At 59.2% G+C, this 26,299-nt stretch carries 19 protein-coding genes, 3 rRNA genes and 1 riboswitch; of the genes, 10 read left to right on the top strand and 12 right to left on the bottom strand.

Annotation, left to right across the window (positions count from 1 at the left end):
- The first annotated feature begins 58 nt into the window (after positions 1–58).
- From serC to VLL26_RS00880, 3 genes are read left to right on the top strand one after another with little or no spacing between them, the layout of a single operon-like run.
- Positions 59–1,177, top strand: a complete 1,119-nt coding sequence (serC, locus tag VLL26_RS00890; RefSeq protein ID WP_342319268.1) for a phosphoserine transaminase — start codon at positions 59–61, stop codon at positions 1,175–1,177.
- A 41-nt stretch (positions 1,178–1,218) separates the two neighbouring features.
- Entirely contained in the window at positions 1,219–2,031 is an 813-nt protein-coding gene (gene sepH / locus VLL26_RS00885; protein ID WP_342319267.1) for a septation protein SepH, read from the top strand.
- Positions 2,032–2,055: 24 nt separating this feature from the next.
- Positions 2,056–2,901: a DUF6928 family protein gene (locus VLL26_RS00880; RefSeq protein WP_342319266.1), complete on the top strand. Its 846-nt coding sequence runs from the start codon at positions 2,056–2,058 to the stop codon at positions 2,899–2,901.
- Here the strand turns inward: VLL26_RS00880 and VLL26_RS00875 are convergent.
- Genes VLL26_RS00875 through VLL26_RS00865 form a run of 3 tightly spaced genes read right to left on the bottom strand, consistent with a single transcriptional unit; the run spans position 2,898 to position 5,893 of the window.
- A complete protein-coding gene (locus VLL26_RS00875) occupies positions 2,898–3,692 on the bottom strand; it encodes a TrmH family RNA methyltransferase (RefSeq protein WP_342319265.1) in 795 nt (264 codons plus the stop codon). The genes VLL26_RS00880 and VLL26_RS00875 overlap by 4 nt on opposite strands.
- Entirely contained in the window at positions 3,693–5,123 is a 1,431-nt protein-coding gene (locus tag VLL26_RS00870; RefSeq protein ID WP_425292275.1) for an NCS2 family permease, read from the bottom strand.
- Positions 5,124–5,170: 47 nt separating this feature from the next.
- Positions 5,171–5,893 carry a DUF3027 domain-containing protein gene (locus VLL26_RS00865; protein ID WP_342319264.1) on the bottom strand — a complete coding sequence of 241 codons (723 nt, stop codon included), beginning with the start codon at positions 5,891–5,893 and terminating at the stop codon, positions 5,171–5,173.
- A gap of 29 nt (positions 5,894–5,922) precedes the next feature.
- Here VLL26_RS00865 and VLL26_RS00860 point away from each other — a divergent pair, with 29 nt between their 5' ends.
- A complete protein-coding gene (locus VLL26_RS00860) occupies positions 5,923–6,699 on the top strand; it encodes a glutaminyl-peptide cyclotransferase (RefSeq protein ID WP_342319263.1) in 777 nt (258 codons plus the stop codon).
- Positions 6,700–6,709: 10 nt separating this feature from the next.
- On the top strand, positions 6,710–7,207 hold the full coding sequence (locus VLL26_RS00855; RefSeq protein ID WP_342319262.1) for a DUF2771 family protein: 498 nt from the start codon (positions 6,710–6,712) through the stop codon (positions 7,205–7,207).
- A gap of 2 nt (positions 7,208–7,209) precedes the next feature.
- Here VLL26_RS00855 and VLL26_RS00850 read toward each other — a convergent pair whose 3' ends face one another.
- On the bottom strand, positions 7,210–7,593 hold the full coding sequence (locus tag VLL26_RS00850; protein WP_342319261.1) for a cold-shock protein: 384 nt from the start codon (positions 7,591–7,593) through the stop codon (positions 7,210–7,212).
- Between the two features lie 221 nt (positions 7,594–7,814).
- Positions 7,815–7,970, top strand: a riboswitch (cyclic di-AMP (ydaO/yuaA leader).
- A gap of 13 nt (positions 7,971–7,983) precedes the next feature.
- Here VLL26_RS00850 and VLL26_RS00845 point away from each other — a divergent pair.
- A complete protein-coding gene (locus tag VLL26_RS00845; protein WP_342319260.1) occupies positions 7,984–8,637 on the top strand; it encodes a resuscitation-promoting factor Rpf1 domain-containing protein in 654 nt (217 codons plus the stop codon).
- Between the two features lie 729 nt (positions 8,638–9,366).
- Here the strand turns inward: VLL26_RS00845 and VLL26_RS00840 are convergent.
- Positions 9,367–9,561 carry a hypothetical protein gene (locus VLL26_RS00840; RefSeq protein ID WP_342319259.1) on the bottom strand — a complete coding sequence of 65 codons (195 nt, stop codon included), beginning with the start codon at positions 9,559–9,561 and terminating at the stop codon, positions 9,367–9,369.
- 51 nt (positions 9,562–9,612) lie between these two features.
- Here VLL26_RS00840 and VLL26_RS00835 point away from each other — a divergent pair, with 51 nt between their 5' ends.
- From VLL26_RS00835 to VLL26_RS00820, 4 genes are read left to right on the top strand one after another with little or no spacing between them, the layout of a single operon-like run.
- A complete protein-coding gene (locus VLL26_RS00835; protein ID WP_342319258.1) occupies positions 9,613–11,673 on the top strand; it encodes a helicase-associated domain-containing protein in 2,061 nt (686 codons plus the stop codon).
- A gap of 28 nt (positions 11,674–11,701) precedes the next feature.
- Positions 11,702–13,342, top strand: a complete 1,641-nt coding sequence (locus tag VLL26_RS00830) for a DNA repair helicase XPB (protein ID WP_342319257.1) — start codon at positions 11,702–11,704, stop codon at positions 13,340–13,342.
- A gap of 11 nt (positions 13,343–13,353) precedes the next feature.
- Entirely contained in the window at positions 13,354–14,022 is a 669-nt protein-coding gene (locus VLL26_RS00825) for a DUF3239 domain-containing protein (protein ID WP_342319256.1), read from the top strand.
- 53 nt (positions 14,023–14,075) lie between these two features.
- Complete coding sequence (locus tag VLL26_RS00820) at positions 14,076–16,148, top strand: YhgE/Pip domain-containing protein (RefSeq protein ID WP_342319255.1); 2,073 nt, start codon at positions 14,076–14,078, stop codon at positions 16,146–16,148.
- A gap of 372 nt (positions 16,149–16,520) precedes the next feature.
- Here the strand turns inward: VLL26_RS00820 and rrf are convergent.
- The 7 genes from rrf to VLL26_RS00785 all read right to left on the bottom strand — a co-directional run bounded on the left by rrf (position 16,521) and on the right by VLL26_RS00785 (position 26,194).
- Positions 16,521–16,639: ribosomal RNA gene (gene rrf / locus VLL26_RS00815) — 5S ribosomal RNA — on the bottom strand.
- Between the two features lie 143 nt (positions 16,640–16,782).
- A 23S ribosomal RNA gene (locus VLL26_RS00810) occupies positions 16,783–19,877 on the bottom strand.
- 364 nt (positions 19,878–20,241) lie between these two features.
- Positions 20,242–21,766: ribosomal RNA gene (locus VLL26_RS00805) — 16S ribosomal RNA — on the bottom strand.
- Together the 16S, 23S and 5S rRNA genes form the textbook arrangement of a ribosomal RNA operon.
- A gap of 577 nt (positions 21,767–22,343) precedes the next feature.
- A complete protein-coding gene (locus VLL26_RS00800; protein ID WP_342319254.1) occupies positions 22,344–23,099 on the bottom strand; it encodes an ABC transporter ATP-binding protein in 756 nt (251 codons plus the stop codon).
- On the bottom strand, positions 23,096–24,118 hold the full coding sequence (locus VLL26_RS00795; protein WP_342319253.1) for an iron chelate uptake ABC transporter family permease subunit: 1,023 nt from the start codon (positions 24,116–24,118) through the stop codon (positions 23,096–23,098). Before VLL26_RS00795 ends, VLL26_RS00800 begins: the two co-directional genes overlap by 4 nt.
- Positions 24,111–25,082: an ABC transporter permease gene (locus VLL26_RS00790; RefSeq protein WP_425292274.1), complete on the bottom strand. Its 972-nt coding sequence runs from the start codon at positions 25,080–25,082 to the stop codon at positions 24,111–24,113. The genes VLL26_RS00795 and VLL26_RS00790 overlap by 8 nt, the downstream gene beginning before the upstream one ends.
- 83 nt (positions 25,083–25,165) lie before the next feature.
- Complete coding sequence (locus VLL26_RS00785; protein WP_342319252.1) at positions 25,166–26,194, bottom strand: siderophore ABC transporter substrate-binding protein; 1,029 nt, start codon at positions 26,192–26,194, stop codon at positions 25,166–25,168.
- Between the last annotated feature and the right edge of the window lie 105 nt (positions 26,195–26,299).

Here is a 26,299-nt window from a genome sequence, read left to right as displayed (position 1 = left end):
GCGTCACGGATGACCGCCAAGGCACGAGCAAAACCCTGCCACAGTTACTATTGGCTGCATGACCATAACTCTGCCTTCCAAATTCATCCCCAGCGACGGCCGCTTCGGCTGCGGCCCCTCCAAGGTTCGCCCCGCCCAGATTGATTTGATCAAATCCGAAAACGTCATGGGCACGTCACACCGCCAGAAGGCAGTGAAAGACATCGTCGGTGCCATCCGTGAGGGCCTGAGCGAGTTCTTCGCCCTTCCTGATGGCTACGAGATCGTCCTTTCCCTTGGCGGGGCGACGGCTTTTTGGGATGCCGCCACCTTCGGAGTGATCGAAAACAAGTCGGCGCACCTGTCTTTCGGTGAGTTCTCCGCTAAGTTCGCCACGGCTGTCGCCAAAGCGCCGTGGCTGCAGGACCCGCATGTTGTTGAGTCCGAGGCGGGCACTGCCCCTTTAGCGTCGGCTCTGGCTGACACTGATGCGGATGTTGTCGCCTGGGCGCACAACGAGACGTCGACAGGCGTGATGACTGAGATCACCCGCCCGAACGATTCCTCGCTCGTGCTTATCGACGCCACCTCTGGCGCCGGCGGACTTCCCGTTGATATCTCTCAAACCGATATCTATTACTTCTCGCCGCAGAAGTGCTTTGGTTCCGACGGCGGACTGTGGCTGGCGGCGATGAGCCCGGCGGCAATCGAGCGCATCAGCAAAATCTCAAGTTCGGATCGTTTCGTTCCGGCGTTTCTCGACCTGCAGAATGCCGTGTCGAACTCCCGCAAAAACCAGACGTACAACACTCCGGCTGTGGCGACGCTGCTCATGCTCGTTGAACAGGTGAATTGGATGAACAACAACGGGGGCCTGAAATCGATGGTCGCGAAAACTACTATGTCCTCCAACATCCTCTACAACTGGGCGGAAAACCACGAGCTGGCCACCCCTTTTGTCAGCGACACCGCCGCGCGTTCCTTGGTGGTGGGCACCATCGACTTCGACGAGCAGGTCGATGCCGCAGCGATCGCCGCCGCGCTGCGCGACAACGGCATTGTAGATACCGAGCCTTACCGCAAGTTGGGCCGCAACCAGCTTCGCATCGGCATGTTCCCGTCGATTGACCCGGACGATGTTGAAACACTGACAGGTGCGATTGATTACCTCCTCGAACATGGTGTGGGCGTCCGTTAAGGTAAAGGCCATTGACCCTGAGCTGTCCAGAAGGAGTTTCGATGCGCGAGCTGTACCTCATAGAGGAGGAATCGACTGAGACGTTCTTTGTCCTGCGGGACAAAGATGATGTCCGCTACCAGCTTGCACGCGCTGAGCTCGAAGTCGCAGCCGAAACCGAAACTGAGCCGGAACCCGAGCCAGAGCCGACGGTTGCGACCGTTTTGACAATGCGTCCCAATGAGATTCAGGCCCGGATCCGCGCTGGCGCCACGGTTGAGGAACTGGCCGAGGAAATGGGAGTTTCCCCTGCCCGCATCGAGGCCTACGCTCACCCGGTGCTGCTTGAGCGCAGCCAGATCGCTGAAGCCGCCAAGCAATCGCACCCCGTGCGCGCGGACGGACCAGCGAAGCTTAACCTCTTTGAGATTCTTGCCACCGCCTTCGCGGCTCGCGGTCACTCAATTTCAGAAGCCTCCTGGGACGCGACCCGCGAACCGGGAGATTCTTGGGTGGTGCACGTGCGCTGGCAGGCAGGCCTGTCGGACAACGATGCCACCTGGACTTTCACGCGCTCCATGAGTTCACCTCCTATTACTGAGGCCCGCAACGCCATTGCCGCCGATCTCACCGACCCTGACTTCGTTCAGCCGGTTCGCTCCCTCACTGCGATCGGCGTTACCGGGGAGGAAGCACAGTCTCAGCCGCAGGCTGCTGAGCAGGCAGAAGAATCAGATGAGATCATCGAGGGTGATCTTTTGCTCCACCCGAGTCCGGAGACCCAACCGCAGAAGCGAGGCCGCCGCGCGGTTACTCCGCATTGGGAGGATGTGCTGCTGGGCGTGCGTACCAACACGAAACGCCCGCGCCGCTAGAAACACGTGAGGTGGACAAACCCGATGGATTTTCCTTCCGTAGTCACGTTCTGGTTCGTCGACACCGCCTCCCCTTCTGAGGTTATTACGAATGAGCCGAAACCTAACCGCGGCTTCGGACGTAAGTTGCTTGCCCAACTGAATCCGGCGTGGCCGATCACCCCGATCGGGGAGTTTCCCCTCAACCGTTCCTCCCACCCGGGACCCTCGGAGTTCTACATTGCTGGCTTCCCGGGAATCGCGGTTGTGCAAACCTATGTTGAAAAAGTCGGTGCGCTTTCCAACGCCTTGCTTCAGCTGCGCCAGTGCCTGCCTGCGAAGCATGTTTACGTCACTGCGGTTGGCACCAACAGTGACTTCGCGGCGTTTGCACACTTCTGCGGCACTGAAACGTTGCGCGCCTTCGCGGCGACTCGGGAAACTGTCATTGAGGACATGGGGCTGCCGGAGTCTTTTGAACTGCCTTTCTGGTCCGGTGAGAAGGCGAAGCAAGTCGGCGGTATTGCGTTGCCTTTCGTGCCGAAGGATCTCGCCCACGCCGCTCAGGAATCCTGGCTGGGCACGGAGATCTCCCCGGATGGACCCGATATTCACGTTGTTGGCTACGCCGTGGATGGACGCGCGGAACCGAAAATTGAGCCGAGCAAACGCCCGACGAAGTCTGTGGCGGAAGTCGCCGCGAAGTTCGCGGAGAAAGATAAGGGTTACGACGACTATGAGGTCGCCGCGGAAGAACCGGACGGAGGTGAGTTCGCCCAGTTCGCCGATGCCTCGGTGGCTGTGGTGAAACGCTGGGCTAAGTCACTCAAACGCAAAGCTGGCAGCATGCGCGACAGTGTCGTAGAGCGGATCCGGCACTCGGATCGCTAACGCATCCGTTCGTAGAACGCGATGGCGGCGGATGTTGCCACGTTCAGCGAGTCTGTGCCGGGCGACATCGGGATTTTTGCGCGGACATCTGTTGCGCGCATTGCGTGCTCGGTCAGCCCTGGCCCTTCACCACCGACGAGGAATGCGACCTTCTCTTTGCCGGCGATGGCCTCCTTGAGGTGGAGAGCATCGTCGGAGGGGGTCAAAGCGACAAGCCACCAGCCGGCGTTGCGGAGTTTGTCCAGGGAACGCTGCCATGTGGTGTTCGTTCCTTCGAGGTGCGCGAACGGGGTGCGGAGGGCATGCCCCATGGACACGCGGATGCTGCGGCGGTACAGCGGGTCTGCGGTAGACGCCCCGAAAAGCAGCCCGTCGACACCCATGCCTGCGGCGTTGCGAAACAGCGAGCCGATGTTTTCGTGGTCACCGACGCCCTCAAGCACCACGAGGGTGCGCGCCCCGTCCATGACTTGTTCGACGGACAGAGGTTCGGCGCGCTCCCCTACGGCCAAAAGGCCTCGGTGCATGTCGTAGCCTGCTACTTCACCCAGGATCTCACGGGTGACTTCGTAGACTGGGCAGGTCACATGCTTTCCGTAGTCGGCGAGGAAGGTGTCCAGGCGCCCACCGAAGCCGATAATGCTGCGCACCTTGAAGCGCGACTCGACAAGCCGTGCACACACCAGCGGGCCTTCCCCGTAGACCAAGTCTTTGCGGGCGTCGGAGTGCTTCAGGTTGCGGATATCATCAAGGCGCGCGTCTTGTGGGTCCGTGATGACGGTGCGCTGCATTTAGGCTAGGGCCTCCATGATCGGGCCATGCGCGAAGAAGATGACAAACAAAATGGAGATAGCCCACATTAACCCGTGGATCTGCTTGGCCTTGCCAGCAAAAGCTGCCATGAGGGTGAAGGTGATGAAGCCGACGCCGATGCCGTGGGCGATTGAGTAGGTAAACGGCATGGTCACGATCGTGAGGAAGGCTGGCAGCGCAATATAGAACTGCGACCAGTCAATTTTGGTTACTTGCATCATCATCAGCGCTCCCACGACGACCAGGACCGGGGCGGCTGCCTCAATGGGAACGATCTCGTAGAGGGGTGTGAAAAACATCGCGAGGAGAAACAAGATGCCGGTGACTACGTTGGCCAGGCCGGTGCGGGCACCGTCAGCGATGCCGGCGGAGGAATCGACGTAGACCGTGTTCGAGGATACCGAGGCGCCGCCGCCGACGACGGCGCCGAATCCTTCGACGATGAGGGCGCGCTTCATGCCGGGCAGGGAGCCGGACTCATCGTTGAGGCCAGCTTGGTTTCCTAGCGCCGTCATCGTGCCCATGGCGTCGAAGAAGTTGGCCAACACCAGGGTGAAAACCAGCAAAGAGGTGGCAATGACTCCGCCGTGGATGAAGGCTCCGACCGGGTCGATCTTTCCCACAATGGACAAATCAGGTGCGCCGCCGAAAGAGTCCGGCAGGCGCGGCACGGCAAGCGACCATCCCGTCGGGCGTTCGGCGGAGGACCCGGCACCCACGAAGGATTCCACGACCAGGGAGATGATGGTGGTGATCACGATGCCGAGGAAAAGCCCACCGGGGACGTTGCGGGTGACCATGTAGCCGCAGATGATGAGGCCGATGATGAATACGAAGGTCGGCCAGGAGGCGATTGAGCCGCCGATGCCCAGTTGAACGGGCACGGTGGTTAGGGCGGCGTCGGGGATGCGGCGGACAAAGCCGGCGTCGACAAGCCCGATCATGGCGATAAACATGCCGATGCCCACTGACATCGCGGCTTTCATGGAGTCCGGAATCGCCCGGAATACTGCGGTGCGAAAGCCGGAGACCGCCAGGATGCAGATGATAATGCCGTCGATTACCACCAAACCCATCGCTTCCGGCCAGGTCAGGCCTTGTTGGCCCACCAAGGTCACCGCAACTAGGGAATTGAGCCCTAAGCCTGTGGCGATGCCGAAGGGGTATTTGGCCACCACGCCGAAGAGGATGCTCATGACTCCGGCGACCAGTGCGGTAGCGGCAGCAACCTGGGGGATGCCTAAGACGGTGCCTTCCCTGTCGGCGCCTGTGCCGATGATTAGGGGGTTGAGAAGCACGATGTAGGCCATCGCGAAGAAGGTGACGATGCCGCCGCGGATTTCAGTTCCGACCGTCGAGCCTCGCTCCGAAATATGAAAAAACTTGTCTACCGCTGTTGCTGTCGCCACCAGGGTCCCCTTATGCAAAGTTGTGCGCGTTCGATTCGCACCAAACTTTAATACAGGGGCAGCTCATCGTCGTAAGCCTGCTCCGTTTCGGCTTCTTCCGGCAGCTTCGTGTCGGAGTGCGCGCCGCAGCCGTAGCTGGCGGCGACGACAGTGCCGTCTGCGGAGAACTCGTTGACGCATACGCCGAATGTTTCGCCGACGGGTTCACACAAAGGCAGCCAGAAGGCGCAGGAACGGCAGTACAGCGTGGCTTTTTCGGCAAATTCACTCGTGGGGCCGTAGTCGCCGGAGCGCCAGCGTTTCTTCGCATCTTGCAGGCCTTCGGTGGTGAGGTAGTGCTTGGTGTCGCGCCCTGGGAAGGTCACGGCGTTGCGGGCGAAGGAGTCGGGGGTCAGGCGAAAGTCATCAGCTGGCGGCTCCATGAGATCGCCCGGCCCCAGATCGCCTGGTCTGACGCGCTCGGAGTACGGCACCCAATCGGGGGCTTCGAGGGCTTCGCCGCTTGGCGACGGCACCAGGGCGACCTCATTGACTGTGATCCATTTCGACCCGGTCGCGCATGCCAGCACGGCGTTCCATTCCCACCCGGGGTAGCCCGGCACGTCGGCGGCGAAACGGTGGGTGGCCACGTTCTTGGTCACACCGGCGACGCCGATATGCTCGCCGATCTCCCCCATTTCTGACAATGCTTCGTGTGCGACAGCGACGGCACGCGCGCTGAGAAGCGGGTTGGTATGTAGCGATCGTGACGAGTTAGACACATCCCCCATTATGCGGCAGAACGTGCACAATAGGTTGCATGGGTCTAAATGTTCGCCTTCTAAGTGTTCCTTGTGTGTTGCTTCTCCTAAGCGCCTGCAGCGGGCAACCCGTTGCCGATGTGGAACAGCTCAGGGCCGAGGTTCAGCAGCGCTACGACTTCAACGAGGGCAGTTTCACGCAGGGCCTTGAGCTTGCCGACGACTCCTCGCTCTACGTCGCCACGGGCCAGGTGGGCCAGTCCCGCCTGTACCGCGTTAACCTTGAGGGCGAGGAGCTGCAGTCTGTTGATCTGGACCCGGAGTTTTTCGGTGAGGGCATTACGCGGGTGGGCGATCACCTGTGGCAGTTGACGTGGAAAGACGGGGTGGCTCTCAAGCGTGACGCCGCTACCCTTGAGGAGCTAGACCGCGTCGATATTGAGGGGGAGGGTTGGGGGATCTGTTCGCGCGGCGATGAGGTGATCTACTCTGATGGCACTTCCAAGCTGCGCCGCATGGACCCGGACTCTCTGGCGGAGCGTGAGCGTTTCGAGGTCACGTTGGAGGGCTCCCCGGTAGCGGGGCTCAACGAGCTTGAGTGCGTAGGCTCCGATGTCTACGCCAATATTTTCTTAACCACTGACATCGTGCGTATCGACGCCGCGACCGGGGAGGTCACTGCTGTCATCGATGCTTCGGGGCTGGAAAACAACGCGGTGGCTGACCCGAACAATGTTCTTAACGGTATTGCGCACATCCCTGGCAGCAAGGAGTTCTACTTGAGCGGAAAGCGCTGGCCCGACCTTTACAGGGTGCGCTTGGTGCCTGCGGGTTAGACTTTCGCCCATGGCTTCATCTGCGAAAACTCCGGTGTGGAAACTTCTTCCGACACTCATTGTGGCGGTGGTGGTTCTCGCCGCCAGCATGTATTTCTTCTGGGAGTGGCAGAAAAACCGCCCCTTGACGCCGGTGCGGGAGCTGAGTGTAGCAGTGGAAAATGGTGCTGCGACGCAGCTAATTGGCCCCTATACCGTCTGTGAGCTGGACGAGCAATGTGTTGGCGGGCAGCCCCCGTCGATGACTTTGGATGAGTCGGCTGTGGTGAAGTTCACGGTGCCGCGCGAAATTGCGAGTTCTAGCTGGAAGTTGCTGAGCATTTACGACGACCCGGAGGCCAACGGCGAGCAGTTGTTCCAGTCCGGCGAGGCTTCGGAGGCGGTTGTCGACGCGCGCGTTAACGGGGCAAGGCTTGTGGTGGCCGAGGTGTCCTTCCTTGCTGTGGATACGAAAAACGACGGGGAGGAAGTCCCCGTCGTTGCTACTTGGTCTGTGTCTTTCGACTGAGTTTAGGCGTCGAGCTCTTTTGCCACTGCCCGCAGAATCTCCGCTACCTGGCGGCCCTCCTTGCGCTCTGGGTATCGGCCCCTGGTCAGGGCGGGTTGAACTTGGGTTTCGATCAGCGTCATGACGTCGGCAAGCATGCTGCCTAGTTCCTCCGGTTTGCGGCGGTGGACCGGGCGCCGCTTCGGCGTGTCCAGGATTTCTACGCGCAGCGCCTGCGGGCCGCGGCGGCCGGCGGCGAAATCGAAGTCGATTCTTTGACCTGCGACGAGTTCCTCGACACCTGCGGGTAGGACCGATTTGCTGATGAATACGTCCTCGTCGCCCGGGTTGGAGGCGAAGCCGAAGCCCTTCTCGGCGTCGAACCATTTGACCTTACCGATCGGCATGAGATCTCCCTTGCTTTTAAAAAATATCGCTTAAAGTTCGCCATTCTACCCGGGGCTCAACCCCGCGCCAATGACCGAAAACCGAGCATGTGACATAGTTCACAAATTACATGCAGGTTAGCATGACCTGCATGAACATTGGCTGACAAGGCAACAATTTCCAAACCGCCCAGTCGCCACGTGACTCAATCGTTATAAACCGATAGAGTAGCGCCCAGTCCAATAAGGCTACGCCGAATTCCGCCCGACCTAACACTTCAAAAACAAAGGGCGGAAGCGGGGGACCCAAACTTCATTGGGGTGAAGCCACAACCGTGGCCTGGCACCTCCAGCCAGAACCCGACAGCTAACCCCGCAGGCGGACAACAAGAGAGGATTTCACAAGAAAGTATGGGACGCCACAGCAAGCAGACCGCATCCTTCGCCTCCAAGGCGCTAGCGGGCACCGCAGCAGCGGCTGCCCTCTCCGGCATTGTCGCGCCGAGCGCCTCCGCCGCACCGGATTCCGATTGGGACCGCCTGGCACAGTGCGAGGCCGGCGGCAACTGGTCCATCAACACCGGCAACGGCTACTACGGCGGCCTGCAGTTCAGCCGCAGCACCTGGCTGGCCTACGGTGGCGGCCAGTACGCCCCCACCGCCGACAAAGCGACCCGCGAGCAGCAGATCGCCATCGCTGAGCGCACCCTCGCCGGTCAGGGCTGGGGCGCATGGCCGTCTTGCTCCGCCCGCCTCGGCCTGAGATCCGCCCCGACGCAGCGCGACGTGCCGGCCACCCCGCCCCACACTCCCGCTCCGGCCCCGGAGCAGCCTGCCTACACGCAGGCTGCCGCACCCATCGAGCAGGCCACCCCCGAGGTCGACGCCATCTACAACCAGCTCAGCTCCACCCTTGCGCGGTACAACATTGCGCTGCCGGAGCACGTGAAGGCCTCCTACGCCGCAAACCGCCACAGCTACAACGGCTTCTACTTGGCCAACAAGCCGCTCATTGACGCCGCCTTAGCCGGAAACGCCCACGCAATTATCGCGGCGCTGCGCTAGAGCCCCCATAGCCCGCCCCCCCAGCGCTGCACTCCTTTAAGCTTCCCGGCGCTTCGGGGGTTAGCTGTATGTGGCGGCTCTCAGAAGCTTGCGGGCCTTTTTGGTGGCGCTGCTCTTTTCTGCCACGTTGCTTTTTCTCCCGCATTCGCGCGAGCTTGCCGCCAACTGTTTAACACTCGTGGGCGGATGCGACGAGGAAACCGGCGCCGCAAGGCATACAGAGTTGTCTCAAGCTTTGCACAACACCTCACTTGCATACCCGGATCAACCCCGTGTACTCACCTAGTGCTTTTCGCTCTCTGCCGCAAAAGGCCAATCGGGATACTTCGACGCCCACGCGTTTTTCTGCAAAACGCGCAACCAGTCAGTTAGTGCGGCCGCGCCCTTACGGCGCGTAGGTGGCGCTGAGCTGGGTTTTTCCGCTTCACAATCGGCTGTCGTGGTAGATGCCCTCTTTCGCAGCTTCACTAACCGACGGCGGCTTTTTAGCACGGTAACTTTCCCGCCTGCGCTGCGGTTTTGCCCGAAACGGTCGATGCCGTGTTCACTGTCGCCTCGCCCACCGCAGGATTGCTGCGGTGGCCTAAGCGCAATCGAACTCGATAATGAGCTTTTCGCTGTCGTCGAGTTCGGCTACTGCTGTTTGTGCCAAAACCTGAGTCAAGGGGGACCAAACTGCATAAAAAGAACCCTCGCGCCGAAGCGTGAGGGTAAAGAATCTACTGCGCCCTAACGGTTGATGCGCGTGGTCGGGTGAACGTAACCAGTTTCCTCATAAGGCCTGGGCAGCACTACGTCGTTTCCGAACGGGCTACTAGCACCCGCAAGAGTGGAAGTGATCTCCGTGACGGGGTGAAGGTCCGCTGGGGTGTGCTCCGGCCACGCTGGGTTCGCGCGACCAATCTTCTCAACATCTTTAGCCATGCCCTCATTCTTTCATGTGCGCGGCCAAAACGCACGTAAACTTACCCCCGTATGTCTGATTTCCTCACCGCACTCGCGGAAATGACGCAAGACGAGCTCCGCGAGCTTGTCCGCGCCCGCCCCGACGCGACCTTCCCAATCCCGCCCTCCTTAAGTTCCCTGGCGACCCGTCTCGCGCTACCAGCCTCACTGGCGCGAGCGCTGCGGGATCTCAACGCGGCCGATCTCGCTGTACTGGAAACAGCCGGTGACCTGGGCGCCGAACTCGAACCAGTCCCGGCGGACTCGCTCGGCGGTCATGGGCTCGACGTAGCAGGGTGCGTCGACAAGCTGCGCAGGCGCGGCCTGATGTACGGGCCCAACGACGCGCTGCGCATCGTGCCCGGCGCGCTTAGCAGCCTGCCTGCCGGGTGGCGGATCCTCGACCGCATCCCAGACAACCTCGAAGAAAAACTCGCCGCACTTTCGGACAGGCAGCGCAAGGTCATCGAAACCCTCGCCGCCGCCGGAGGCGTTGGGTTAAGCACCGCGCCCACCGGGCCTGCCGCCGAACTCACCGACTTAGGCCTTCTTGTCCGCGTGGACGATTCCACAGTGCGCCTGCCGCGGCCCGTGCGGGAGGCACTGCGCGGGCTCAGCCCCCGCATTTTCCCCTTCAGGCCCGCCGCGTCTGCAGATTGTTCGGGAGCTGATGCACAAGCCGCCGCCGCGGGGCTACAAGCGGTGCGCGAAGTGCGCCAAGTGCTCATGCATCTCCTGTCATCTCCTGTGGCGCTGAACAAAGACGGCTCCCTCGGCGTGCGGGCCAGCGCCACGTTGGAGAAGTCCCTGGGCTTTTCCCCCGCTGTTGCGCTGACCACCGCTGAAGCGGCCGGGCTGATCGGGCGCGGCGACGACGAGGGCACCGACGTTTTAGCTGCCACCCGCGACGGCCTGAAGTGGATGGAATTAACTCGGTCGGACCAGTGGGCGGTTCTCCTTGCCGGATGGGTTGCCTCCCCGTGGCGCGCCGACCGCGCCGATGAAGTGCGGCTGTTCGCCGATGAAATGCGGGTGCCCTCCATTCGCGCCGCGCGCCTTGCGCTGTTGCGCTCCGCCGGCGGCGATATTCACCACAACCTGCTGTTTTCTTCCCCAGTGGTGGCTTCAGGGATGTCGCCAAAGCTGATCGGCGCCCTCATCGCCGAAGCGCAGCACCTCGGCGCCCTGGTCGGGCCGTGCGCCTCCTCGCCTGCCCGCGCCCTTCTCACCCACGCCGATGTCGCTGCCGCCGCCAAAGATCTGGTGCCTGCCGAAGCCACCTACGTCATCGCCCAAGCCGATATGACGGTGCTCGCGCCTGGGCCTTTACCCCCGGAGATGGCCACGGTGTTGGAGTCCTTCGCTACTCTCGAGTCGCCGGGGTTGGCCAGTGTGTACCGCGTCACTGAGGAATCAATACGCTCCGCGCTCAACGCGGGGCGCACCGCCGCAGAGCTCATCGAGTGGCTGAAAGATCATGCCGCCGGCGAAGTGCCGCAGGCGCTGACTTTTCTCATCGCGGACGTCGCCCGTCACCACGGCTCGCTGCGCGTCGGCCAGGCGGTGAGCTATGTGCGTTGCGCTGACCCTGCCCTTATCGCCGAGGCGGCCAGGAAGGTTGCCTCCCTGCGGGTGCTCGCCCCGACGGTGGCGGTGGGCCACCAGCCGCTGCCCCGCCTGCTCGCCGAGTTGCGGGAGGCGGGGCTGCAGCCTAGCGCGGAGGATTCCACGGGTGCCACTCTCAACGTCGCTCCCGAGCCGGTTCTGGTGCGTCCGACGCCTTCGACTTTGCCGCGGGAGCGCCACTTAGATGAGCACCACGTAGACAGGGTGCTCGCCGCGTTGCGCGAGAAAAGCACCGAGGACTCCCCGGATAGCCCGGATAACCCGGACACGGTGACTACTCTGAAGGCCGCGGTTCGGGCGCGCCGGCATGTGCTTTTGGGCTACGTCGACAAAAATGGCCGCGGCCGCACCCTGACCGCCCTTCCGTTGTCGGTTACCGCGGGCCAGGCAGATCTTGTCGATGCGGCTTCTGGCAAGGTAGTGCGCATTGCATTGCCGCGCGTTACCAAGGCAGTGCTCGCTTAGATGATTTGCTCGAAAACTGGAGGCTGCATTGCTATTGCCCGACGGTCCTTTGATCGTCCAGTCGGATAAGACGGTTCTTTTGGAAACCGCGCACCCGCAGGCCACGCTCGCCCGGGCGGCGCTTGCTCCTTTCGCCGAGCTTGAGCGCGCCCCGGAGCACGTCCACACGTACCGCATCACCCCGCTGGCGCTGTGGAATGCGCGTGCCGCCGGCTTCGACGCGGAAACTGCGGTGGATGTTTTGGAGCGCTACTCCCGCTTTCCTGTCCCCCAGGCTGTGCTTGTCGACGTCGCCGAAACCATGGCCCGCTACGGCCGGATTCGTTTGATTAAAAGCCCCGCCCACGGCCTTACTTTGGAGGCCGACGAGGCTGTGCTGCTGACGGAGGTCACCCGCCACGCCAAAATCGCCCCGTTTGTGGGCACGCTTGTCGACGCCACCACCGCCACCGTCCACCCCTCCGAGCGCGGCCGCCTCAAACAGGAGCTGACCAAAATTGGGTGGCCAGTCGATGACCGCGCCGGCTATGTCGACGGCGAATCCCACCCGATCTCCCTCGACACAACTAACTGGCGGCTGCGCGATTACCAGCAATACGCCACCGAGGCTTTTTGGGCGGGCGGCTCGGGCGTGGTGGTCCTGCCCTGCGGCGCCGGCAAGACGATCGTTGGTGCGGCATCAATGGCGCAGGCCCAAACCACCACGCTGATCCTGGTGACCAACACAGTCGCCGGCCGGCAATGGCGCGACGAGCTCCTGCGTCGCACCACCTTGACACCGGCGGAAATCGGCGAGTACTCAGGGGAGAAAAAGGAAATTCGCCCAGTCACCATCGCCACCTACCAGGTGGTTACCCGCAAAACGAAAGGCGAGTACCGCGCCTTGGAGCTTTTCGATTCCCGCGACTGGGGTCTCATCATCTACGACGAGGTTCATCTTTTGCCCGCCCCAGTGTTTCGCATGGCAGCGGACCTGCAGTCGCGTCGGCGGCTGGGGCTGACCGCCACCCTCGTGCGCGAAGACGGCCGCGAAGACGATGTCTTTTCCCTCATCGGCCCGAAACGCTACGACGCTCCGTGGAAAGAACTTGAGATGGCCGGCTACATTGCCACCGCCGAATGTGTGGAGGTGCGCACCACCATGTCAAGCGAGGAACGGCTTGTCTACGCCACCGCGCAAACCCGCGAACGCTACAGGGTCGCTGCGTGTTCGGAAGCGAAGTTGGGGGTCGTCGACAAGCTTTTGCGCGCGTATGAAGGCCAGCAGGTGCTCATCATTGGGGCTTACCTTGAACAGCTTGAAATAATTGCACATAAAACCGGCGCCGCGCTGATCGATGGAAAGACAAGCACCCGCAAACGCGAGGAAGCTTTTGGTGATTTCCGGGCCGGGAAAATCTCCACCCTGGTTGTGTCCAAGGTGGCGAACTTCTCCATCGACCTGCCAGAAGCGGCGGTGGGCATCCAAGTCTCCGGGACCTTCGGTTCCCGGCAAGAGGAAGCGCAGCGCCTCGGGCGGCTGTTGCGCCCCAAGAACGACGGGGCGGAGGCCGTGTTCTACACCGTGGTTACCCGCGACACCCTCGACGCGGAGTATGCGATGCACCGCCAGCGTTTCCTCGCGGAGCAGGGCTACGCCTACCGTCTCGTCGACGCCGAGGATCTCTAGGATTAGTACGTATGAGCAATATGAAGGTGTTCCGCTTTGAGGTTGATGAACAATACGCCAAGGAACACAACGAAATGCTGCGCGATACCCGAAGTTTGAAGCTGTCCGGGATCAGCCTGTTTATCATTTCGTTGATCGCAGGCGTGATCATCTGGTTGCAGGTTGCACCTGACTCCCCTTGGCGTTTACTCGGCTCTCTTGGTCTGGTGCTTTTCGGTGTGACCATGCTCATCGTCGGCATTCTTATCCCGAAATCTGTCGGCTCGGCACAAAAACTCTACGACACCCACCCGATCGCTCCCGCCGTCGTGGCCAAGCGCAACGGCACCGACTACGTCCTTTTGGCCCTCGTCAACACCAACGTCGATCCGGCGCTTCCTCCGAGGTGGGCGGTGACAGCGCGCAACATCCGCTTCCTTCCTCAAGAGGATGCCCACGAGGGTGCTCATGTGCCTGTTGTCGCGATCGGCGGGCAACGCAGCGTGCACAGCAAAGACCAGTGGCAAACCATCACCCCCATGCCGATTGCTTGGGGCACCCCCGACTATTCCGTCGTTTCCACTGCCCGCAAATCCATCCCCCGCAACCAGTGGGAAGTGCTGGAAAAGGCCGCTCAGGCACTCAAAGATGTACGGGACGCAAAAAACACTCTTATTTTTGTTGGAGAATTGCTTTCCTAACACTACGGATTAGATTACTTTAGTTTCCTAAGCAAAAAGCGAAAGGAAACTACATGGCCTCCACGCGCTTTGGATTATCCAAGGTCCTCGATTGGCGACCGGTCAGTCGCCTAGCCCGAACCCTCATCGTCCTCACCCTCGTCGTCCCCTTGCTCATTTCCGCCACATACATGTGGGCAATGTGGGACCCGAGCAAATCCCTCCCCAATGTTCCGCTAGCTATCGTCAACGAAGACAAGGGCGCCGAATCCAAAGGCGAGTTCCGTGTTGTGGGCGATGAAATTGTCAAGGGTTTGCTTGACACCGATTACCTGAACTTTCACGAGACAAACGCTGAAGAAGCGCGGTTGGGTTTGACCCGCGGCGACTACCTGTTTGTGGTCACCATTCCGGAAGACTTTTCAGCCGATACCGTCTCGTTGATCTCGGAGAATCCGCAGCAATCTCAGATCCAGGTTGACTACAACGACTACGGAGGCACCAACGGTGCAGTGCTCACCGCGGGCCTGATCCCGCAGCTGCAAGCGGAGATCTCTCACACCATCTCCGAAACTTATGCCACCGAAACCCTGACGGGCATGAACCAGCTCGGCGACGGCATCAGGAGAGCCGCGGACGGCTCGAAGAAGATCGACGACGGTCTCCTCCGACTGCAAGACGGCACCGGCCGTGCCGTCAACGGCATCGGCCAGCTCGACGACGGCGCCGCCCGCCTCGACGCTGGCGTGACCGAACTTGGATCGGGCGCAGTCCAGCTCAACGACGGCGCGAAGCGCCTGGAAAGCGGCGCCCGCGAACTGAGCAACGGCCTGTCCACCTTGAAGGATGGCACACGCCAACTTGGTGACGGCGCGGCACAGATCGACGGCGGCGTGCAGCAACTCACCGGCACCCTGATTCCGCTGCTGGAGCAGGTCCAGGGCGTGGTGGGCCAGGTCCGCCCGGTTGTAGACACTTTGCACTCCATTGGTATGACCGCTGAGGCGGACAGACTTAACGCTTCAATATCCAGGTTGGATCCGGGCAACCCAGAAAACATGGTTTCCCAACTCAACCGCCTGCGCGCCGGTACACGAGAGATGAGCTACAACCTCAACGACCCGAATGCGCCTTATCTCAACGGCGTCAACAGGCTTGTCGACGGCTCCCAGCAGCTCGCTAACGGCTCCACGGAGCTGCGCAGCGGCACCGACCGCCTTGTCAACGGCACCGTTCAGCTCAAAGACGGCACGGTGCGTTTGAAGGACGGAACTACCCAGCTGCGCAGCGGTGGCGGGCAGCTTGCGGAAGGCGTCGGCAAGCTTAAAGACGGTTCCGGAGAGCTGACCGAGAAGTTGGAGGAAGGCGCGAAGAACGCGCCGGTGGTGACGAAGGTATCCGACTCCGCTCGCCAGATGGCTGTGCCGATCATCTTCAACGAAACCAACATGCACCCAACGCAGGGCCTTGTTGATGCCTCCAACCCCACCGTCAAGACCATCGAAAGCGGTTTCTCGCTCATCGTCATGCTGATCTTTGGCTACCTGATCATGTCGGTGCTTTCCGCACTGCTGCCCCACGTTGTGGGTCGGCGCGCAGACAGCCGCACCCCGATGGGCCCGATTCTGCGCGCCTTCGGTCTGATGTTCCTGATCAACCTTGGCATCATGGGCGTCTTTACCGCCATTTCGGTGATCACCGGTTGGAGGCCCGACAACTGGTTCGCCATGGCCGTCGTCGTCGCGTCCATTGCTGCCAACGGCGCGGCATTGTTCCAATTCTTCCGCGTCATGTTCGGCCGGCTTGTCGGCGGGCTGTTCTCCGTCGGCTTCTTCGCCCTCGGGCTGTTCGTCTTCGGTGGTGTGTGGCCGCTGCCCACCATCCCCGGCCCGCTACAGTTCTTCCACGCCATTCACCCCATGAGCTACGCCCGCGACATCTTCATGAGGGCAACGGATGGTCTATACGACGGCACCTTCTGGGTCGGACTGCTTGTTCTTACGATCTTCACGGTTGTCGCATTGGTCGGCAGCTCGATGATCTACAACGCGCGCCGCGCCGGCGCCGCTAACGAGATCGAAGAAGACCGCCGCGAAGGCCGCGAGATGCGCCTGGGTGAGGAACCTTTCACCTCTATCACCTACTAATCAACACAGGCCCACACGCCCGCAATGTGTCTCTGACATTTTGCGGGCGTTTTGTGGTTTTCAGTCAACAACGACGAGGTTGTACCTGCTCCTGAGGGCACTACAAGCCAAGGCGCAAGAAACACTCCGGCATAAACCTTGGATCATCACAAATGCTTGAGGTCTCAGCAGCAGCAAGAAGCAAACAACAAAGAGAGATCGCTGTCAACCAAGCGGGCTGCTGCCAACCCGAAAACACGGACTGTGCAAGTCCCTCCTGCTCTGTGCAAACGATTGGTTTTTGCTCATTGCGGTTGCCTAAAAAGTCATGCCTTAAAATGCCTCAACCCCCCTTTTGGTGTGAAGGGGGGTTGGGGTGTTGTGAAGTTGTTGGGTCGGCGGTAACTTACTCTCCCACATCCTTCCGGATGCAGTACCATCAGCGCGGGCGGGCTTAGCTTCCGGGTTCGGAATGGTGTCCGGGCGTTTCCCCGCCGCCATCAACCACCGACACATTTTGGGGATGTGTCCGTGCCTTTGTCGGGCAGTGGACCTTAATTGATTTATTGTGGCTTATGTAGCAGACGTGGTGTGTCAGATACTGCATAGTGGACGCGTTTGGTGCATACAGAACTCTTCTTCGGTTGTGTTGTTGAGTTTTGCGTTGTTGGTGTATTAGTACCAGTCACCTCATGCACATTGCTGTGTGTCCAGATCTGGCCTATCAACCCACTGATCTCGTGGGAACCTCAAAAGAAACCTCATCTTGAAACGGGCTTCCCGCTTAGATGCTTTCAGCGGTTATCCCTTCCGTACGTAGCCAACCAGCCGTGCTCCTGGCGGAACAACTGGCACACCAGAGGTACGTCCGTCCCGGTCCTCTCGTACTAGGGACAGCCTTTCTCAAGTTTCTGCGCGCGCGGCGGATAGAGACCGAACTGTCTCACGACGTTCTGAACCCAGCTCGCGTGCCGCTTTAATGGGCGAACAGCCCAACCCTTGGGACCTACTCCAGCCCCAGGATGCGACGAGCCGACATCGAGGTGCCAAACCATCCCGTCGATATGGACTCTTGGGGAAGATCAGCCTGTTATCCCCGGGGTACCTTTTATCCGTTGAGCGACACCACATCCACAAGTAGGTGCCGGATCACTAGTCCCGACTTTCGTCCCTGCTCGACTTGTAGGTCTCGCAGTCAAGCTCCCTTGTGCACTTACACTCGCCACCTGATTGCCAACCAGGCTGAGGGAACCTTTGGGCGCCTCCGTTACTCTTTAGGAGGCAACCGCCCCAGTTAAACTACCCACCAGGCACTGTCCCCAACCCAGATCATGGGCCAAGGTTAAGGTATCCACTACGGTCAGAGTGGTATTTCAACAACGACTCCACAACCACTAGCGTGGCCGCTTCACAGTCTCCCACCTATCCTACACAAACCGCACCGAACACCAATACCAAGCTATAGTGAAGGTCCCGGGGTCTTTTCGTCCTGCCGCGCGAAACGAGCATCTTTACTCGTACTGCAATTTCACCGGGCCTGTGGTTGAGACAGCAGGGGAGTCGTTACGCCATTCGTGCAGGTCGGAACTTACCCGACAAGGAATTTCGCTACCTTAGGATGGTTATAGTTACCACCGCCGTTTACTGGGGCTTAAATTCTCCGCTTCGAACACAAAAGTGATCTAACAGGTCCTCTTAACCTTCCAGCACCGGGCAGGCGTCAGTCCGTATACATCAACGTAAAAGTCTTCGCACGGACCTGTGTTTTTGATAAACAGTCGCTCCCCTCTATTCTCTGCGCCCCACACCAGCTCACACACGTAAAGCATGATCACCAGCACAGGTCCCCCTTCTCCCGAAGTTACGGGGGCAATTTGCCGAGTTCCTTAACCACAGTTCACCCGACCGCCTTAGTATTCTCTACCTGACTACCTGTGTCGGTTTCGGGTACGGGCCATTGCCACACATCGCTAGAGGCTTTTCTCGACAGTCCAGGATCACCACCATCACCCCACCAAAGGGGCTACGCATCACGCCTCACACACAATGAACCCCGCATTTAACAAAGGTTCGTGCCACACGCTTGCACCGCAATCCAATAAACGGCGTGGCTACCTCACTGCGTCACCCCATCACTGACCTACTAAGCATCAGGCCCCACGCATCACCATCACCACACACTCAAAGAGCATGACAGCAACAGATCAGGGTGGTTAGTATCAACCATTCAGTCTTGGTCGCGTGACAACGGGTACGGGAATATCAACCCGTTAACCATCGACTACGCCTGTCGGCCTCGCCTTAGGACCCGACTCACCCTGGGAAGACGAACTTGACCCAGGAACCCTTAGTCATCCGGCGGATAAGATTCTCACTTATCACTCGTTACTCATGCCTGCATTCTCACTCGCGTGCAGTCCACAGCCCCTTACGATACTGCTTCACCCCACACACGACGCTCCCCTACCCAAACACACAAAAAGCATGCTTGCCGCGGCTTCGGCGGTGTACTTGAGCCCCACTACATTGTCGGCGCGAAACCACTCGACCAGTGAGCTATTACGCACTCTTTCAAGGATGGCTGCTTCTAAGCCAACCTCCTGGCTGTCTTCGCGATCCCACATCCTTTTCCACTTAGTACACCCTTAGGGGCCTTAACCGGCGATCTGGGCTGTTTCCCTCTCGACTATGAAGCTTATCCCCCACAGTCTCACTGCCATGCATCACTTACACCGGCATTCGGAGTTTGGCTGATGTTGCTAAGATGATAGTCCCGCTCAACCAACCAGTAGCTCTACCTCCGGCAAGCTAACATAACGCTGCACCTAAATGCATTTCGGGGAGAACCAGCTATCACGGAGTTTGATTGGCCTTTCACCCCTACCCACAGCTCATCCCCTCAGTTTTCAACCTAAGTGGGTTCGCGCCTCCACAACCTCTTACAGCTGCTTCACACTGGCCATGGGTAGATCACCCCGCTTCGGGTCCAGGACATGCCACTACAACACCCCATGAGGATTCGCTTTCGCTACGACTACCCCTTCACAAACGGGTTAACCTCGCGACATGCCGCTGACTCGCAGGCTCATTCTTCAAAAGGCACGCCATCACACACAAGAAGTGCTCTGACGGATTGTAAGCGCACGGTTTCAGGAACTATTTCACTCCCCTCCCGGGGTACTTTTCACCATTCCCTCACGGTACTACATCCACTATCGGTCACACTGAGTATTTAGGCTTACCGGGTGGTCCCGGCAGATTCACAGCAGATTCCACGAGCCCGCTGCTACTCGGGGCAACATGTCAACACAACAGCACAACGCCTTCACGTACAGGGGCTCTCACCCACTACGGCGCACCATCCCAGGCAACTTCCGCTAACGCACACTGCCATGCGCAGGCCTGACAGAACCCACACAACACATCCCCACAACCCCACATGCGCAACCCCTGTCAGGTATCACACACACATGGTTTAGCCTCATCCACTTTCGCTCGCCACTACTCACGGAATCACAATTGTTTTCTTCTCCTACGGGTACTGAGATGTTTCACTTCCCCGCGTCAACCCCCACACAGACTATGAATTCATCTGCGGGTCACACCACATAACCGGTGCGGGGTTTCCCCATTCGGACATCCTCGGATCAACGCTCAATTGGCAACTCCCCGAGGCTTAACGCAGCCTTTCACGTCCTTCATCGGCCCAGCATACCAAGGCATCCACCGTACGCCCTTACACACACAAAACACACACCCACACAAAGCAGGCATGCACACAAACAAAGAATAAAGATGCTCGCGTCCACTATACAGTTCTCACACACCACACCCACACCCACACACACAACCACAACGACCATGCACACAGACGAAGCCACAAGGAACAACACGCATGCCATCCCAGACACCCAACAGCGCACCAACCCAAACACAAAAGCCTGCATCCACAATCACGCCCACCTAGCTGCAACCACACCCACACACACCAACATGCAGGGAATGCGCATCCACCCGGACACACGCAACCATTTACACACAACGATGGCAGCACCACACACGGACACTCAACCACCAACACCCCACAACTGCGAGGCACAAAAAAACTCCTTAGAAAGGAGGTGATCCAGCCGCACCTTCCGGTACGGCTACCTTGTTACGACTTCGTCCCAATCGCCGATCCCACCTTCGACAGCTCCCTAACAAGTTTAGGCCACTGGCTTCGGGTGTTACCAACTTTCATGACGTGACGGGCGGTGTGTACAAGGCCCGGGAACGTATTCACCGCAGCGTTGCTGATCTGCGATTACTAGCGACTCCGACTTCATGGGGTCGAGTTGCAGACCCCAATCCGAACTACGACCGGCTTTCAGCGATTAGCTCATCCTCACGAACTCGCGCACGCGCTGTACCGACCATTGTAGCATGTGTGAAGCCCTGGACATAAGGGGCATGATGATTTGACGTCGTCCCCACCTTCCTCCGAGTTAACCCCGGCAGTCTCTCATGAGTCCCCACCACAACATGCTGGCAACATAAGACAAGGGTTGCGCTCGTTGCGGGACTTAACCCAACATCTCACGACACGAGCTGACGACAACCATGCACCACCTGTACACCAGCCACAAAGGGAAAGACCATCTCTGGCCCGAACCGGTGTATGTCAAGCCCAGGTAAGGTTCTTCGCGTTGCATCGAATTAATCCACATGCTCCGCCGCTTGTGCGGGCCCCCGTCAATTCCTTTGAGTTTTAGCCTTGCGGCCGTACTCCCCAGGCGGGGCGCTTAATGCGTTAGCTACGGCACGAACCCCGTGGAAGGGACTCACACCTAGCGCCCACCGTTTACGGCATGGACTACCAGGGTATCTAATCCTGTTCGCTACCCATGCTTTCGCTCCTCAGCGTCAGTTACTGCCCAGAGACCTGCCTTCGCCATCGGTGTTCCTCCTGATATCTGCGCATTTCACCGCTACACCAGGAATTCCAGTCTCCCCTACAGCACTCAAGTTATGCCCGTATCGCCTGCAGTCCCACAGTTAAGCCATGGACTTACACAAACGACGCGACAAACCACCTACGAGCTCTTTACGCCCAGTAATTCCGGACAACGCTCGCACCCTACGTATTACCGCGGCTGCTGGCACGTAGTTAGCCGGTGCTTCTTATCCAGGTACCGTCACTTACAAAAGCTTCGTCCCTGACGAAAGGAGTTTACAACCCGAAGGCCTTCATCCCCCACGCGGCGTCGCTGCATCAGGCTTGCGCCCATTGTGCAATATTCCCCACTGCTGCCTCCCGTAGGAGTCTGGGCCGTATCTCAGTCCCAATGTGGCCGTACACCCTCTCAGGCCGGCTACCCGTCGACGCCTTGGTAGGCCATTACCCCACCAACAAGCTGATAGGCCGCGAGCTCATCCCATACCGCAAAAGCTTTCCACCAACACACCTACATGCCGGTCCTATCCAGTATTAGACCCAGTTTCCCAGGCTTATCCCGAAGTACAGGGCAGATCACCCACGTGTTACTCACCCGTTCGCCACTCGAGTACCAGCGCAAGCACTGGCCTTTCCGTTCGACTTGCATGTGTTAAGCACGCCGCCAGCGTTCATCCTGAGCCAGGATCAAACTCTCCACAAAAAAGTTTCAACACAAAAGCGAAACAGGCCGTGAAAAGCCCAAAACCCAACAAAAAACAAACCAACCACCACACACAACATGCGATGAACTGGCAATCCAAAAATTACTGCAACCAACCCCCACACCCGACGGGGCACAACAGGAGATTGGCAAAAAATAGTTCACAGCGAAACATTCATCCACCATGCACCACGCAAAAACGTCACGTGAAGCAGCATCCAATCATTGGTTCAGACACCACCCACCGGCACGCACCCCCACCACCCACAAAGAGCAGCCAGGCACACACGGCACACAACCAAACAAACACAACCATGAACACAAACAAAAAATGCTTGAATTGGCACACTATCGAGTTCTCAAACAACACACGCACACCCCCACAAAACCCCAGCTACACACCAGAGCCGCAGAAGCAGCGAATAACGAAGTTACACAAACAGTAAACAAAAGTCAAAATCCAGCCAAACCAGACCAAACTCCCGCACCACTATGAACTTCACACCACCACAACAACGCCGCAGCGGCGAAACAACACATTAACCACCCCCACACAACAAAGCAAACACGCAGTTCACTAATGGTATGCGGCGAGTAGGCCATGAGGGCCCTCGATGACCTGCACTTCTGTGTTGAAGATGTCGCTGAGAAGCTTGTTTTGCATGATTTCGGCTGGGGTGCCGAAGGCCTCGATTTGACCGTCTTTGACGGCGCAGATGTAGTCCGCGTAGCGCGCGGCGTAGTTGATGTCGTGCAGCACGATGATTATTGTGCGGCCGAGGTCGTGGGCGGCGTCGTAAAGATGGCGCATCATGTCCACGGAGTGCGCGATGTCGAGGTTGTTGAGGGGTTCATCGAGCAGCACGTAGTCCGTTTCTTGGCACAGCACCATCGCCACGTAGGCGCGCTGGCGCTGCCCGCCGGAGAGCTGGTCGAGGTAGCGGTTTTCCAGGTCCTCTAAGCCAAGGAAATCGATGTACTTCGAGATAATTTCTTCGTCTTTGGCTGTCAGTCTGCCCTGGCTGTACGGGAAGCGCCCGAAGCCGACGAGCTGCCTGACAGTCAGCCTGGTGATGAAGTGGTTTTCCTGGCGCAGAATCGATATGACTTTCGCCAAGTCCTTCGATTTGCTGGAGGTGACATCCATCTGGGCGACCTCTACTGTGCCCGAGTCGACGGCGAGCAGCCGCCCAATGATCGTCAAAAGCGTGGACTTGCCGGCACCGTTGGGTCCCACGAGGGCGGTGATGCCGCCGGAGGGGATTTGTATATTGACTGGGCCGATGGCGACGTCGTCGCCGTAGTCCTTGCGGACGTCGCTAAGCGTAATCACAGCCGTCCCTTTCTGAGGATGACTACCAGGAAGGTGATGCCTCCCACGAGCTCGATGATGATGGAGACCACACCTTGTGCGTAGAAGATGTGGTTCATGATGAAGTAGGCGCCCGCTAAGACCACAAATCCGATGAGGAAGGCCAGCGGAAGAATGTAGCGGTGGTCGTAAGTGTCGGTGACAAGGTACGCGAGTGTGGCGACGAGGAACCCGAGGAAGGTCATGGGGCCGACCAGAGCCGTCGAAACTGCCATCAGCACCGACACCAGAACCAGCGTGTAGATCGCGTTGCCGCGGTGGCTCACTCCAAGGTTGATGGAGACATCGCGCCCCAATGCCAAGATGTTCAGCTTCTTCGAGTTGAGGTACATGAGCGCCACCGCGGCGACAACCAGTGGGATGGCGATGGGATAAAACTCCGGGCTGGCGTTGTTGACGGAACCGAAGAGGCGCGCTGTGAGCACATCGAATTCGCTGGGGGTGAGCATGCGTTGCATGAACGTCGACAAGCTGCCCAGTCCCCCGCCGATGACGATGCCGACCAGCAGCATCGCGTGCATATTGGAGGCCGAATCTGCGATTAGCCACGAGTACAGCACAAGTGACAGCGCGATCATTAACGCGAGTTGCCCGATGAACATGGTTGTAGTGCGGGCGTTGTTGAGGCCAGCGGCCCCAAGGAAGTACACGGTCGAAGTGTGAATCGCGATGTAGAGCGATTCAAAACCCATGATCGAAGGCGTCAAGATTCGGTTGTTCGTCACGGTCTGGAAGGCCACCGTCGCCACTGCCTGGCACATAGCGACGATCAACATGGCGATCACCGAGTTCAGGCGGCGTTGCGCGATAAGCCAGTAGCCCTTCGTGCCGAATTCTACGGGGTTGCCGTAGGACAAAAGTCCCGCGATGAAGAAGATGGAGGCCGCGACGAGGGCGCTAAAGATGATCCAGTAGCGCTTTTTGCTTGTCGACGTCTGGAAGGCGCCGACATTCCTGGAGATGTGCAATGTTTCAGCCACGGCGCGTTTGCCTCACAATCAACAGGATAAAGACGAAGGCGCCGACGATCCCCAGGATGACTGAAACCGGCATTTCAAAAGGCGCGATGATCGTGCGGCCAAGAAGGTCGCATACGGTAACGGTGCCGATGCCCAACACACATACCCATGGGAGGTTGGAGCGGATATCGTCGCCACGCAGCATGCTCACGAGGTTGGGCACGATAAGACCCAGAAACGGCAGGTGGCCCACCACGACGGTCACCACGCCGGCGGCGACTGCCACAAGCCCGGTACCAACGAGCACGATCCTGTTGTAATTAATCCCCACATTCGTGGCAATATCTTCGCCCAAACCGGCGACGGTGAGTTTATCGGCGTAGTAGAACACGGCGATGACCACCACGAGCACAACCCAGAGGACTTCATACTGGCCGGCGATCACGCTGGTAAAAGACCCGGCAAACCACACGCCCAGCGATTGCAGCAGGTTCGTCTGCAAGGCGAAGAATGTGGACACCGAGCTGACCACGGCCCCAAGCATGATACCTACGATCGGCACGATCAGGCTGGAGCGCAGCTTGACGCGACGCAGGAAGAGAAAAAAGACTGCGGTTCCCACGAAGGCGAAGATCACGGCGACGACCATGCGCAGCAGGATCGTCGCCTCGGGGAAGAAAACGAAGGTGGTTAGCAGGCCAAGACCGGCCCATTCGGTTGTGCCTGTGGTGGTTGGCTCGACAAAACGGTTCTGCGTGAGCATCTGCATGATCAACCCGCTCATCGCCATCGCCGCGCCCGCCAGCACAAGCGCGAGCGTGCGCGGCATGCGGGTTTGGCGAAACATGTGGAAGCCGTCGATATTTCTCCAAATGTCGTACTGGCCGACAAGCAGGGAAAGAACGAGAAGGGCGAGGACTACTCCGGCCGCTGCGATTAACTTCCAGTCGGTGGAGGAGCCATTGTTGACGGCTGTTTCGTTCACGCCAACTGGCTCCTTCCTCATCTCCGAGCAACATCGGTCCGGAGAATTACACTACACCTTTGTTTCTAAATCCAGCTCAGCGGTTACTTCGCTGCCTCGAAGATGTCAGCGAGCTCGTTGAGGATTTCGGTGTAGGTAATGATCGACTCGTTGGTGTAGGTGTCGTTTGGAGCGATGTAGACCCGATCTTGCATCACAGCGGTGACATTTTTCAGCGGAGCCGAATCGGCGATGACAGCCTTTGCTGCCGGGGAGTCACTCTGGCTGCGAATACCCGCGTCGCGGTCGAGGACAACGATCCAGTCCGGATTAGCCTGAGCGATGGACTCAACGGAAATGTCGTCGCCCTGGTGGTCGCCCGAGGCGTTGTCCACCTCCAGCGCCGGGGTGAAGCCAACGATGTCAAAGACCGGGCCCCAGACACGGCCAACGCTGGGGGCAACGTAGCCGATCTCGCCGCCGGAGACGTTGAGCCCCATCACGGTTTGCTCTGGGTTATAGGCATCCTTGGCACGCTTGAGGGCGGCGTTGAAGTCGTCGACAAGCTTTTTCGCTTCGTCCTGTTTGCCAAAGACCTCTCCGAGGTTGGTGGTCAGGCGGACGAGCTCCTCATCGAGGCTCTCGCCGTCACGCGGTTCAAAGTCGAGCACGACCGCGTTCGGAACCAGCTTTTGAATTTCCTCGTCATAGCGTTGGAAGCGCTGGCCGGAAACGACCACATCCGGGTCAGCGGCGACGATCTTTTCCAGGTTAGGCTCGCGGTGGTTTCCGATGTCGTCGATGCTCTCGTCATCTCCGATTTCCGGAATGGTGACCGGAACGAGCGTGCGGGCGGCCGCGACGGGCTTGATGCCCCATTGGGCGAGGATTTCGAAGGAGCGGTTGTCCAAAGCAACAACCCGCTTCGGCGGGCTCGGAACCTCCTTGGTTCCGGTGTTGTCCGTGACGGTCACAGTGCTGGACTCGGACCCAGCCGCAGAACTAGCTGCAGAGGCGGCGGAGGACGACGAGCCCTCCGGCGCGTCCTGTGCCGCATTGGAGCAGGAAGCAAGCCCGAGGGAAGCAACTGCGGCGAGGGCGACAACTGCCGCTTTGGGGGTTAAGCGTGACATAAACGCACTCCTTCTGTGAAAGTAAATAGGGTTGCCTCGCCTAACCTAAGGGGTTTTCTTAAGTTATCCAACCCTTACCCCCACCACTGCACAAAATTACAGCAC

This window comes from Corynebacterium sp. BD556 (assembly GCF_038452275.1).
Classification (GTDB): domain Bacteria; phylum Actinomycetota; class Actinomycetes; order Mycobacteriales; family Mycobacteriaceae; genus Corynebacterium; species Corynebacterium mayonis.
Note: the sequence above shows the minus strand (reverse complement) of the source record. Positions and strands in the feature narration are given on the sequence as shown.

Excerpts from the sequence above, each read along its gene's own strand:
- serC (WP_342319268.1), top strand. The coding sequence starts at position 59 with ATGACCATAACTCTGCCTTCCAAATTCATCCCCAGCGACGGCCGCTTC.
- sepH (WP_342319267.1), top strand. The coding sequence starts at position 1,219 with ATGCGCGAGCTGTACCTCATAGAGGAGGAATCGACTGAGACGTTCTTT.
- VLL26_RS00880 (WP_342319266.1), top strand. The coding sequence starts at position 2,056 with ATGGATTTTCCTTCCGTAGTCACGTTCTGGTTCGTCGACACCGCCTCC.
- VLL26_RS00875 (WP_342319265.1), bottom strand. The coding sequence starts at position 3,692 with ATGCAGCGCACCGTCATCACGGACCCACAAGACGCGCGCCTTGATGAT.
- VLL26_RS00865 (WP_342319264.1), bottom strand. The coding sequence starts at position 5,893 with ATGGGGGATGTGTCTAACTCGTCACGATCGCTACATACCAACCCGCTT.
- VLL26_RS00860 (WP_342319263.1), top strand. The coding sequence starts at position 5,923 with ATGGGTCTAAATGTTCGCCTTCTAAGTGTTCCTTGTGTGTTGCTTCTC.
- VLL26_RS00855 (WP_342319262.1), top strand. The coding sequence starts at position 6,710 with ATGGCTTCATCTGCGAAAACTCCGGTGTGGAAACTTCTTCCGACACTC.
- VLL26_RS00850 (WP_342319261.1), bottom strand. The coding sequence starts at position 7,593 with ATGCCGATCGGTAAGGTCAAATGGTTCGACGCCGAGAAGGGCTTCGGC.
- VLL26_RS00845 (WP_342319260.1), top strand. The coding sequence starts at position 7,984 with ATGGGACGCCACAGCAAGCAGACCGCATCCTTCGCCTCCAAGGCGCTA.
- VLL26_RS00840 (WP_342319259.1), bottom strand. The coding sequence starts at position 9,561 with ATGGCTAAAGATGTTGAGAAGATTGGTCGCGCGAACCCAGCGTGGCCG.
- VLL26_RS00835 (WP_342319258.1), top strand. The coding sequence starts at position 9,613 with ATGTCTGATTTCCTCACCGCACTCGCGGAAATGACGCAAGACGAGCTC.
- VLL26_RS00825 (WP_342319256.1), top strand. The coding sequence starts at position 13,354 with ATGAGCAATATGAAGGTGTTCCGCTTTGAGGTTGATGAACAATACGCC.
- VLL26_RS00820 (WP_342319255.1), top strand. The coding sequence starts at position 14,076 with ATGGCCTCCACGCGCTTTGGATTATCCAAGGTCCTCGATTGGCGACCG.
- VLL26_RS00785 (WP_342319252.1), bottom strand. The coding sequence starts at position 26,194 with ATGTCACGCTTAACCCCCAAAGCGGCAGTTGTCGCCCTCGCCGCAGTT.